Raw genomic sequence first — 11,630 nt, 5'->3', positions numbered from 1 at the left:
ACGTGATGGTGCGTCGAGATGACCCCTCGTGCCTCTTGCCAGCCCTCGTCCTATTGTTGTCGTCACCCGGGCTGATGCAGTCTCTATGCCGATGTCGCGAGAATGGACGGGCAGGAACGGATGCTTGACGAGCGCACACTACGTGTCCTAGCCGAGGGCGCGTCGATGATGCGCCGTGATGTCGACAGCATCACGGCGGACTGCATCGACCGCGGGATGAACGAGATTCCTTCGTATCGGGCGATCACTGTCGATAACCTTCGGAACTCGCTCCACCGCAACGTGATGCGTTCGGCCGAGGTCCTCGAGCGCGGAGACGTCCCGGCCCCCGAGACCGTGGCAGAGGCCACTGGTACGACCGCGGAGCGGGCCGCGCAGGGAATCCCGATCGAGGACATCATCCGCGGTTACCGATTGTCGATAACCGTGATCTATGAACGGTTCAACGAGTGGGCAGCTCGGGAACAGGTCGATCCAGCCCAGGTGCTCGCCGGCGCCCGCCTGCTCTGGCGTCTCGGGGACCACTTCATCAGCCAGGCCGCGGTGACATACCAACGTATCGGTATCGAGAACGCGTTGGAGGAGGACAGGGCGCGGACGAACTTCATTCGCGATGTGGTCACCGGCGCGTTCGGTTCTGTGATTACTTCGGAGCACGGGCTGTCCCCAACTAGCTCCTACCATCCCCTCATCGCACGACCAATCGACGGTGTCGGTCACCATGCTCTGCGGCAACGGCTCGAATCGACGGGACGAAGCGGCGATCGTGCGGCGCTGACATGTGTGTGGGACGAGCGTTGCATCGGGTTGAGCCCCCGAAAGCCCGATCCCGGCCGGCTCGGTGTTGTTGCCCTCGGGCCATCGTGCGAGCCCGCCTCTGCCGCAGCAGCGATGCAGATCGCCGAACTGGTGTACGCCGTGGTGGCACCTCGCGGCGTGCCGGGGGTGTACACGCTCGACGATGTGACCTGGCGGGCAGCTGCACGGTGCGCCCCCGTGGTTGGCGAGTGGCTACGCGATCGGTACCTCAATCCACTTCGGGCACAGGATCGTTCATCCCGAGAGTTGGAGAGCACGCTTGCGGTCTTTCTCGAGCATCGCCGCAATGTCCAATCTGCCGCTGCCGCCCTCGTGGTGCATCCGAACACGCTCCGATACAGGTTGAACAAGATCCAGGCACTGCTCGATGTCGACCTCGAGTGCACCGACGTGATCATCGGGCTCAGCTGGGCGCTCGAGATCGGCATCGATTGACAGCGATGGATTGTTCGAATCTCCAATGATCTTCGGACTGGTGTCCGTCGACTAGCGGACTGTGTCACCACATGCTTGTTCGAGCGAACATGACCGTCATCACAGGCGAGGGCTGTCATGCGAACTCGAGCTTGCGGAGGCATGTGTATGGAATCGAAGATTGCCGAGGTATCCCACGTCCCAGCAGCGGAACGCCCGTATAGGCAAATCGCTGCTGCTGTCGTCGGAAATCTCATCGAGTGGTACGACTGGTACATCTACTCGCTGCTGGCGGTCTATTTTGCCGAGCAGTACTTTCCCAGCGACAGCGAAGACAGTCTCGTCCCGCTGCTGGCGGCACTCGGGGTCTTTGCGGTCGGCTTCTTCATGCGTCCGCTCGGGAGCTTGTTCCTCGGCCGACTCGGTGATCGCTACGGGCGGAAGAAGGCGCTTCAAACCACTGTTTCGTTGATGGGGGTCGGCAGCCTGCTGATCGGGCTGTCTCCTACGTACGATCAGATCGGCCTTCTCGCTCCGGTGATCCTCATCGCCGCGCGGTTGCTCCAGGGCTTGTCCACGGGCGGCGAATACGGTTCCGCCTCGGCATTTCTCGTCGAATCGGCCCCTCCGAACCGGCGGGGGTTCTTCTCGAGCTTCTTCTATCTGGGCGCGACGGCCGGCAATGTTGCAGCCGTCGGGTCTGTTGCTCTGCTCTCGGGAATCCTCGATCAAGCCGCGATGGAGTCATGGGGATGGCGTGTACCGTTCTTGATCGGCGCTGCGGCGTCGTTGTGCGCCATCTGGATTCGCCGTAGCAGCGTGGAGACCCTCACCACGAGTGAAGCGCCCTCGGGGAGGGCTGCGAAGGCTGGAATGTTCGACTTTGTCAGGCAGCATCCCCGTCAGACTCTGCAGGTGGTCGGGATGCAACTCGGACCATCCGTCGCCTTCTACACCTGGGTGGTGTTCTTGCCGACGTACGCGCAGATCACCGTTGGATTCGATCGGGCGGAGTCGATCCGTATCGGACTGATATCCCTGATCTTCTTCTGGGCTGTTGTCCCCCTATGCGGATGGGCCTCCGACAAGGTCGGCCGTAAGCCCTTCTTGTATGCCAGCTCCCTCGCCTTCACCGTGGGCACGGTGCCGTTGTTGGGGATGCTGTCGAACAGCTTCTGGAGCCTGCTTGTCGTGCAGTGTGCCGGCATGGCCGCGCTGGCGTGTTTCGCGTCCATCGCGTCAGCGGTCCAGGCCGAGCTCTTCCCCGCCCGGATTCGCGTCCTCGGTATCGGATTTCCCTACGCGCTCACAGTGGCGATCTTCGGTGGAACGGGCCCCTACATCGCCACGTGGCTGATCGACTCGGGTCGAACCTCACTGTTCGGTTGGTACATCGCAGCCCTGTCCGCCATCACCTTCTTGACCTTCGTCTCCATGCCGGAGACCGCCCGCAGACCACTCGAGGACTGACCGTGACCACTGTTTCCAACTCTGCTTCGGTTCAGATAGCCGGCGCAGGAATGACTACCTTCGGCCGCCACGCGGACCGCTCCGTGGCCGACCTCGCCGCTGAGGCTGTGCACGCCGCGGTCGCTGACGCCGCTCTCTCGCTGTCGGATATAGACGTCGCGTTCTATGCCAACACCACGCAATCGCCGCTGGAAGGTCAGCACATGATCGGCGGACAGATTGCCCTGCGCAGACTCGGCTTGGGAGGAATTCCGATCTTCAACGTCGAGAATGCTTGCGCCAGTGGAACAAGCGCTTTCCACCTCGCGGTCGCTCACGTCAGGGCTGGGCTTGCTGATATCGCGCTGGCCGTCGGTGCGGAGAAGATGAATGTCGGTGATCGCGCCCGCGCGATGGCTGTGTTCGACGGAGCGTACGACACCTCGAGGCCCGAGACCCTCGTCGAGGCCCTTGCCGAGCTCGGCGGTGACGTCGACGACTCCACCATCGGTGAGCGCTCGGTCTTCATGGATATCTATGCGGCAGTTGCGCGCGCCCATATGCGAGAGTTCGGCACGACCGCAGAACAGATCGCTGCCGTCGCGGCCAAGAACCACCTGCATGCCGTTCACAACGAACGTGCCTTCTACAGAGCGGGGATGACGGTTCGCGAGGTGCTCGCCGCACGTCCTCTCGCGCCGCCGCTGACGGTGCCGATGTGTGCCCCGCTCACTGACGGCGCAGCAGCGGTTGTGGTGGGAAGCGCCGAGGCTCTCGGGAAGCTCGGCGTCCCCGACCCTGTCGATGTGATGGCCAGCGTGGTGGTGTCCGGTGAGGATCGCGATCCCGGCGACTGGAATCGACACGTCACCCGTGTTGCGGGGCGTGCCGCCTACGAACAGGCAGGTGTGGGTCCGGGAGATGTCGATGTCGCAGAGGTACACGATGCGACCGCATTCGCGGAGATTCTGGTGAGCGAGATGCTGGGTTTGTGTGAGCCCGGCAGCGGAGGAATGGAAGCGGCGAACGGAGCAACCACCGTTGGGGGGCGAATCCCCATCAATCCATCAGGCGGGCTCGAATCGAAAGGACACCCCCTCGCCGCGACCGGACTCGGTCAGATCTTCGAACTCGTCGAACAGTTGCGTGGTCGAGCGGGCGCCCGGCAGGTCGCCGATGCTCGGATCGGCGTGACCGAGAACGGAGGCGGATTCCTCGGGTACGAGGAGGCCGTCGCCGCAGTCACCATTCTCGGAAGGACCGACTCGTGAGTGTCATCGACATGTTCGACCGCGGCTGGCGTATGGGTGGACACCGCACCGCGTATGTCAGCGAGCGAGGATCCTGGACCTACGACGAGGCGGGCGAACTGTCCTGCCGGATTGCTCATGGACTGCTCGACGCTGATCTGCCTGCCCACGCCAAGGTCGGGGTGATCGCCCCGAACGACCCTCTGGCCTGGATCACCGTCCTGGGCACGTGGAGGGCAGGAATGGTCTGGGTTCCCCTGAACCCGTCCAGCTCGCAGGACGTACTGGTCGACCTCGTCGACAGTTTCGACTGCACCGTGCTCTTCGTGCACAGCACCATGACCTCGGTCGTCGACCGGATCCGTGCATCGGGGAAGGTTCGTCTGGTGGTGTGCATCGACGCACCCCTCGGAGACGAACCTTCGCTGATCGATTGGTGCTCGGACAAGCCGAAGACAGCACCGCCCATACATGTTCGACCCGACGATGTGGTCTCTATCTCGGCAACCGGAGGAACCACCGGAAGGCCGAAAGGCGTTGTGAACACACATCGTTCCTTCGGTGTCACGTTCGCTCACTTCATGCTGGGCCTGACATACGACGCGGACGAGCCTGTGGTCAATCTCGCCGCCGCGCCGCTGACGCATTCGGCAGGCATGCTCAGCCTCCCAGTGTCCGCTCGTGGCGGAACCGTGGTGGTGATCGAACGGGCGGAACCAAAGGCGGTGCTGTCCGCTATCGAGAAGTTCTCCGTGACAGAGGTTTTTCTGCCTCCGACGGTCATCTACCGGTTGCTCGAAACGGTCGAGGAGGAGAACTACTGCCTCGGGTCCCTTCGCTATCTGATCTACGGTGCGGCGCCGATGTCCGAGGAGAAGCTACGCCGTGCGATCCAGGTCTTCGGCCCGGTCCTCATCGAGTTCTACGGCCAGACCGAAGCCTTCGGCGCCATCTCTTTCCTTCGGCCTGAGGAGCATCTTGTCGACGGTGGCCTGCGCACCGACGGCATCCTCGCTTCCTGCGGCCGCCCAGGACCGTTCGTGAACGTCGAAATCCGCGACGACAACGGAAACTCGCTACCGGCGGGGCAGAGCGGCGAGGTTTGTGTAGCTGGAGACCTCCTCATGCAGGGCTACTATCACGAGCCTGCGAAGACTGCCGAGACTGTCGTCGAGGGCTGGCTCCACACCGGCGACATCGGCCACCTGGACAATGCCGGCTACCTCTACATCACTGATCGCAAGAAGGACATGATCATCACCGGCGGACTCAACGTATACCCAAGCGAAGTCGAGCAAGTCCTGTGGTCGGACCCGGCAATCCAGGACTGTGCGGTAGTTGGTGTGCCGCACGAGGATTGGGGAGAGCAGGTGGTAGCAGTCGTCGAGCTCAACGAGGGCGCCACTCTCGACCGGCAAGCTCTGATTCGGAGATGCAAGGACAAGCTCGGCAGCTACAAGGCCCCGAAACGGATCGATGTAGTCGATCGGCTGCCACGCAGTTCGAACGGAAAGGTACTGAAGAAGGATGTGCGTGAATCCTACTGGAGTGACAGTGCACAGCGAATCTGAACCAGACGTGCTCGATGACCGTTTGTCGGGCAAAGTTGCAGTCATCAGCGGTGCGGGATCGCGTGGGCCTGGGATCGGCATCGGCCGTGCCTGCGCTGTCCGACTCGCCCAGTCCGGGGCCCATGTCGTTCTGGTCGACAACGTTGGGGCGAATCTCGAAGGCACCGTCCAGATGTGTGCCTCTCTCGGTGTGCACGTCTCGGCGGTCGTCGCGGACGTTGCTGATGACTCGACCTGCCGCAGCCTCGCCGCGGGCGTGCTCGAGCAGCATGGCCGGGTGGACATCCTGGTAAACAACGTGGGTGTCACCGGTCCATCGGGAAGCGTGGTGGATATCGACCTGGATGCTTGGCGAACGTGTCTGCGTATCAACATCGATTCGGTGCTTCTACTATCCAGATACTTGATTCCCGCAATGGCCGGCAGCGGAGCGATCGTCAACATGGCCTCAGTCGCAGCACTGCGCGGCGGTCACCCGTCCGTCGCGTACTCAGCCAGCAAGGGTGCACTGCTCAGCCTCACCCAAGCCATGGCCGCGATGCACGGTCCCGATGGGATCCGGGTCAATGCCGTCGCGCCCGGTTTGGTGCACACACCGCTGATGGACGCACAGGGGCTGGACGAGCATGCGCGTCGCCTGCGGGCCGAAGCTGCACCGCTTCGAACCGAGGGCACGGGATGGGATGTGGCAGAAGCGGTTCGCTACCTGGCTGGACCAGAGTCGCGCTGGACGACCGGAGTCGTTCTCCCAGTCGATGCGGGACTCGCAAGCGCCATCGACCCTGGTAGAGCGCCCACCGCTACCGCGACGGAAGTGAACTGTCGCGCGTCGTGACGTAGTCGGCGCCGCCCGCCCGGTGTGGGTCGAACCGACTGGACGGGCCTTCCGGCGGCACGATGCGACGTACCAGAAACGCATCAGCCGACCCGAAGGCCCGTCCGGTGATCCACGGCCCCACTGTCCGTCCGCGGCTGGCCTGGAAGCCATGACGACTCAGCCGCCGGCAAAGTCGATCTTGCCCAGCGGTGTCGTCGGTAGGGCGTCGCATACGTCGATACGCTTGGGCACCCAGACCGAGCCCTTGGTGGCGCGGACGTGTTCGGCGAGTTCTCGAGCAGTGGCGGTGTGGCCGGTGTGAAGGACAACCGCGGCGAAGGGGGTGGCGCCGACGTCCAGCACCATCACATCGCTGTTTACACGATCACCCGGTTGCGCAGTACACCGAGGCCGCTGACCTCGAGCTCGACCACGTCGCCGGGTTGGAGGTAGCGCCCGTGCTCGAGCCCGCAGCCCGTCGGTACCGTGCCCGAGCACAACACCTCGCCCGCGTGCAGCCGGGTAGAGCTGGAGGCGAACGTGATCATGTCCGCGAAAGTGTGATGCATTTCTGCACTGGTTCCGCGGCTCACTTCCTCGCCGTTGATTCGGGCGACCATCTGAAGCCGATACGGGTCGTCCAGCTCGTCGGCAGTGACGATCCACGGGCCCAGCACGTTGGAATCCGCGAAATCCTTGCTCTTGCTCAGCCCGAGACCAGTCGAGATCTCCTCGAGCTGGGTGTCCCGGGCACTGAAGTCGTTGAAGATGGTGTAGCCGAAGATGTGGTCGTGAGCATGCTCGCGGGGGATGTCCATTCCGCCGCGGCCGAGTACACACGCGAACTCCAACTCGTAGTCTCTGACCGTCGAGTAGGCCGGCCACGCCACGTCGGCGCCGTGACCGGTCACCGACAACCGGTTGGCGACGTAATACAGCGGCCGCTCGAGCTGAATTGCGGGGAGCTCGACCTCGCTGACAGGGATGCCCTGAATTCGCGCCCTGGCATTGCGGAAGTGGTCCATGAAGCATCCGAAGTCTCGGATCTGCACGGGCTGGGGCAGCGGCGACATCCAGCGAACCTCGCCCGCCTCGACGACGGCCTCGTCCGGGGCTGCGGCGGCGATCCGATCGAGCATCGCTCGCACGGGGGCGCCGCCGTCGATGATGCGCTGCATGGTGGACAGCTCCAGGGCAGGCTCCCCCGTCAGCAGGACATGTGCGCGGCCCAGCAGAAGGAGCTTTCCACCGTCCTCGAACACGAGCGCGGTCTGTTCGGATGCCTCATACCCAACGGTTGCCAATTTCATCGGTGATCAATTCCTTTCGTTCTGCCGAGTCGCCGTGCTGGGCACTCACACGAACGCGACGACGCGAGCGGGTGCGGCGCTGGCGCGGGCGAGCTTGATGGGGAAGAACGCCACCCGGAACCCGGACGGCGGCAGCGCGGCGAGATTCGTCATCTGCTGGACGATGAAGACCTCGCGCTCGCGACCGGCCCGGTGGCCGTCCCACAGCACCGAGTTGTCGCCGGTTTCCTCGAACTTGCGCGCCATCACCGCGAAGCTCAGGTCCCAGCCGGCGGCATCGGTCCCGAGGACCTTGGCGCCGCGCTCGGCGAGGAACAACGTGCCCTCGCGGCTCATTCCCGGGTACTGGAAGAACTGCGGGTCAGCCAGGGTGAATCGCTCCTGTCCGGTGCGCAGCAGTACTGCGCCGCCGGCCGGGATCTGGGCCCCGTTCTCCGCCAGTGCAGCTTCGAGCGCGTCGACCGAGATGGCGGTGTTCGCTGCGCAGCGATCCCGGAGGTCGAGAACGATTGCCTCGCACCACAGCTCATCGAGAGCGATATCGGTGATCGTGCGGGAAGGCTTGCCTTCGCAGGTGGATCCGTAGTGCAGCGGCGCGTCGACGTGCGTACCCAGATGCGTGTTGAAATCAGTCAGCATCTCCGAGCCCCACCCCTCACCTTCGGGCAGATCCTCGACCGAGCACCGCATCGCCGTCGCGAACTCGTCCCGGCCCGTACCGGCCGGATGCGCGTAGGTCACGGTCGGCGCGACCACCGCGGCCAACGGCCGCAGCTGCTCCGGCAGCAGATCGCGATCCGCCGGGTCCAACGTCCGCGTCAAGTCGATCAATTGCACGATCACTTCACACCCTTCCAACTAAGTTATTGGACGGTCAGCATAGAACTGGACGTGCGGCATAGGCAAGGTCTGGCGATCTGGGAGTGCGGCGCTTGACTGCCAGGCAGCGCTTCGATCTGCCTCCGACCGGAGGGGCGGAACGGCAAGAAAAGGCGAGTCCCACCTGCGCGAATGTGTCAGAAGCCTCGACCGAGGGTGGCTAGCAGGACGAGTATCCGATCATTGGACCGATAACATAGAACGTCCAGCGTGGGGCTCCCCGCTTGTGAGCACAGGCTCGCCCTACACGCGCTCACAGCAATCCAGAACGAGGCAGAAGACCGATGGCATCGACACGCAAACAGGAAATCTCCGAGGAAACACGGCGGCGCCTCGTCGCAGCCGCTACCGAACTCGCGGCCGAACGCGGGGCCACAGCCATGTCCATCCAGGCCGTCGCAGAGCTGTCAGGCATCAGCCGCGGCTCAGTCGCATGGCACTTCGGATCGAAGGACGGACTGATTCGCGCAGTAGTCGAGGAATCGTTCCAGTGGGCGCTGGCCCAGCTGCGAGACAACCTCGCGTCCGCGCCAGAACAGGGCGTCGCGGCACTCATCGAAGCCAACTTCGCAATAATGTCGCAGCCCGAGGCACGGATCTTCGCGACGATTCTCCTCGAGGCGACGAGCAAGGATTCCCCGGTGCGTGACACCTACGCCGAGCAGTATCGGACACTGCGCCGCTACTACGCCGACTACCTGCGTTCCGTGTCGGCGCCGGTCACCGACCCGGACGCAGTGGCAGTGGCGCTCCTGGGCGGAACGCTGGGAATCAACATTCAACACCGCCTCGACCCAGGCCACGTGGATCGACGGGCCGCAGTGACCGCGCTCGAGACCGTCTACGCACACGCACTGACGAGAACCCACACCGGCACCGAGGTTCCTGACTGATCTGCTCGAACCTCTGACGAAGCGGAGCGCTTCTCCGCGACGTTCGACGCAGAAGAATGGCCATCCTCGCGCGATCTTCGTGGACAACTGTCGTGGAAGATCTTGAAAATCCCAGGTTGCTCGGACAAGTAGATACGGAATCTACAGATAGGAAGTAATACTGAGCGGTCGGTCGGTCGTTTGTGCGAATGACAGGCTTGTTCGCTGCAGGTCATTCCGGCCGATGTCCGGTAGGTACTGCCCATCACGTCCGCGAGGCGTCCAGCTTTCGGTGTGATGAATGAATTGTATTGTGCAGCTGAGTATTTCGGCGATCCAATGCTCGAGTAGTGGTCGTCGAGCGGCGGCACGGCCGGGTCTCGTCAAAGTGCAAACGGCGTGCCTCGCGGGTCTTCCGGCATCTCCCCCAACAGCGGCGGTGGCAGCTGCAACCGTTGCGTGCCTGGTGCCTGTCGCCGCGAGGAGGCGCTTCCATATGCTTGGTGGTGCGCACGCCGTTCTCCGGAACACGGTGTATGACGTGCGTCTCATCCAGTCCGGCGTCCGACCTACAAGCACGCCAATGAGCAAGGAAGTCAGAGGAACGCAGTGAGCACGACGGAACTTACCCATTGGAACTCCGAGGAAGCTCTCGCGGAAGCGATGATCCCGATCATCGGCGGCCTGCACCGCAGGCATTCGGTGACCATCCTGCTGCACAGTCGCTCGCTGGTGAACAGGTCGGTCATCAAGATCCTGCGGACCCATCGCTTCGCCCGACAGATCCGTGGCGACGAGTTGTCCGTCGAGGAGACGTTCCCGTTCCTCGAGGCGCTGACCGACCTCGATCTGCGGCCGTCGAAGATCGACCTCGGCCTTTTGGTGAGCGCCTACCAGGCCCACGGTGGCGGAAGGCCGATTCCCGAGTTCGTCGCGGAGAGCCTCGCCGACCTGGTCGGTGGTGCCCAGGCGAGCCCAGCGCAGCCCCAGGATGTCGTCCTCTACGGATTCGGGCGTATCGGTCGACTCGTCACGCGACTGCTCATCGAGAAGGCCGGCTCGGGCAACGGCTTGAACCTGCGTGCAGTGGTGGTTCGGAAGGGTGGCAAGGACGACCTGGTCAAGCGTGCATCACTGCTGCGCCGCGACTCCGTGCACGGCCAGTTCAACGGCACCATCAAGGTCGATGAGGAGAACAACACGCTCATCGCCAACGGCAACGTCATCAAGTTCATCTACAGCAACGATCCGACGAGTCTCGACTACACCGAGTACGGCATCGACAATGCGATCCTGATCGACAACACCGGTATCTGGCGTGACCGCGACGGGCTGTCGCAGCACCTGCGCCCCGGTGTGGCGAAGGTGGTCTTGACCGCGCCCGGCAAGGGTGACGTCCCCAACATCGTGCACGGAGTCAACCACCGCGACGTCGATCCGGACGAACGCATCGTGTCGTGTGCGTCCTGCACCACGAATGCCATCGTGCCGCCGCTGAAGACCATGGACGACGAGTTCGGCGTGCTGCGGGGCCACGTCGAGACCGTGCACTCGTTCACCAACGACCAGAACCTGCTGGACAACTACCACAAGGCAGACCGGCGTGGCCGATCGGCGCCGTTCAACCTCGTCCTCACCGAGACGGGCGCGGCCTCCGCGATCGCGAAGGCGCTTCCCGGCCTGAAGGCCAAGATCACCGGCAATTCGATCCGCGTGCCCACGCCGGACGTGTCCGTCGCGATCCTCAACCTTCAGCTCGGTCGCGAGACCACCAAAGACGAAGTGCTGGAGCACCTTCACCAGGAATCGCTCACCGGAGCGCTGAGCCGGAACCTCGACTACACCTCGGCAACCGATGCCGTGTCGAGCGACTTCATCGGCTCGCGCGCGGCGTGCATCGTCGACGCGAACGCAGCGATCGTCGACGGCGACACCGCCATCCTGTACGTCTGGTACGACAACGAGTTCGGCTACTCCTGCCAGGTGGTCCGCACCGTCCAGTACCTCTCGGGTGTGGAGTACCCCATCTACCCGACGCTCGACGCGGCCGCTGCCGTTGGAGCGATCGCCTAGCCTCGGGATTTCGCATCTCGCGGGTCGAGGGCAGCGGAGTGTAACGAGCCAGACCGCAGGACTGGCCGGACGGGATGCGGGCGATCACCCGCCGTGAACGCCCGCATCCCCGTGCGCTGCCATGTCTCACCGATTCCGGCGGGTGGTCGGCCTCGGCCGCGATGCATGACAATCGT

10 protein-coding genes are annotated in these 11,630 nt (G+C 63.6%); 7 read left to right on the top strand and 3 right to left on the bottom strand.

Features of this window, described 5'->3' with window-relative positions; genetic code table 11:
- The first annotated feature begins 102 nt into the window (after positions 1 to 102).
- The 5 genes from ABTV10_RS24545 to ABTV10_RS24525 all read left to right on the top strand — a co-directional run bounded on the left by ABTV10_RS24545 (position 103) and on the right by ABTV10_RS24525 (position 6,338).
- Positions 103 to 1,254 carry a PucR family transcriptional regulator gene (locus ABTV10_RS24545; RefSeq protein ID WP_499031379.1) on the top strand — a complete coding sequence of 384 codons (1,152 nt, stop codon included), beginning with the start codon at positions 103 to 105 and terminating at the stop codon, positions 1,252 to 1,254.
- Positions 1,255 to 1,401: 147 nt separating this feature from the next.
- Positions 1,402 to 2,703 carry an MFS transporter gene (locus ABTV10_RS24540; RefSeq protein ID WP_499031376.1) on the top strand — a complete coding sequence of 434 codons (1,302 nt, stop codon included), beginning with the start codon at positions 1,402 to 1,404 and terminating at the stop codon, positions 2,701 to 2,703.
- A gap of 2 nt (positions 2,704 to 2,705) precedes the next feature.
- Complete coding sequence (locus tag ABTV10_RS24535) at positions 2,706 to 3,953, top strand: thiolase family protein (RefSeq protein ID WP_499031373.1); 1,248 nt, start codon at positions 2,706 to 2,708, stop codon at positions 3,951 to 3,953.
- Positions 3,950 to 5,503 carry a class I adenylate-forming enzyme family protein gene (locus ABTV10_RS24530; protein ID WP_499031371.1) on the top strand — a complete coding sequence of 518 codons (1,554 nt, stop codon included), beginning with the start codon at positions 3,950 to 3,952 and terminating at the stop codon, positions 5,501 to 5,503. Before ABTV10_RS24535 ends, ABTV10_RS24530 begins: the two co-directional genes overlap by 4 nt.
- A complete protein-coding gene (locus ABTV10_RS24525) occupies positions 5,481 to 6,338 on the top strand; it encodes an SDR family NAD(P)-dependent oxidoreductase (protein WP_499031368.1) in 858 nt (285 codons plus the stop codon). The genes ABTV10_RS24530 and ABTV10_RS24525 overlap by 23 nt, the downstream gene beginning before the upstream one ends.
- Positions 6,339 to 6,497: 159 nt before the next feature.
- Here the strand turns inward: ABTV10_RS24525 and ABTV10_RS24520 are convergent, their stop codons facing one another.
- The 3 genes from ABTV10_RS24520 to ABTV10_RS24510 are packed head-to-tail and all read right to left on the bottom strand — an operon-like array spanning position 6,498 to position 8,467.
- Complete coding sequence (locus ABTV10_RS24520) at positions 6,498 to 6,686, bottom strand: AMP-binding enzyme (RefSeq protein ID WP_499031365.1); 189 nt, start codon at positions 6,684 to 6,686, stop codon at positions 6,498 to 6,500.
- Between the two features lie 11 nt (positions 6,687 to 6,697).
- Positions 6,698 to 7,630, bottom strand: coding sequence for a fumarylacetoacetate hydrolase family protein (locus ABTV10_RS24515; protein ID WP_499031362.1), 933 nt, complete (start codon positions 7,628 to 7,630; stop codon positions 6,698 to 6,700).
- 45 nt (positions 7,631 to 7,675) lie between these two features.
- On the bottom strand, positions 7,676 to 8,467 hold the full coding sequence (locus ABTV10_RS24510; protein ID WP_499031359.1) for a cyclase family protein: 792 nt from the start codon (positions 8,465 to 8,467) through the stop codon (positions 7,676 to 7,678).
- A 326-nt stretch (positions 8,468 to 8,793) separates the two neighbouring features.
- Between ABTV10_RS24510 and ABTV10_RS24505 the strand changes: the two genes are divergently transcribed.
- Both ABTV10_RS24505 and ABTV10_RS24500 read left to right on the top strand, forming a co-directional pair.
- Entirely contained in the window at positions 8,794 to 9,402 is a 609-nt protein-coding gene (locus ABTV10_RS24505; protein ID WP_499031356.1) for a TetR/AcrR family transcriptional regulator, read from the top strand.
- A 588-nt stretch (positions 9,403 to 9,990) separates the two neighbouring features.
- Positions 9,991 to 11,454, top strand: a complete 1,464-nt coding sequence (locus ABTV10_RS24500) for a glyceraldehyde-3-phosphate dehydrogenase (protein WP_499031353.1) — start codon at positions 9,991 to 9,993, stop codon at positions 11,452 to 11,454.
- Positions 11,455 to 11,630 lie beyond the last annotated feature (176 nt).

Source organism: Paraburkholderia sp. RHO2 (assembly GCF_050955445.1).
In the GTDB taxonomy this organism is placed as follows: Bacteria; Actinomycetota; Actinomycetes; order Mycobacteriales; family Mycobacteriaceae; genus Prescottella; species Prescottella agglutinans_A.
This window is presented reverse-complemented; position numbering and strand designations above follow the sequence as displayed.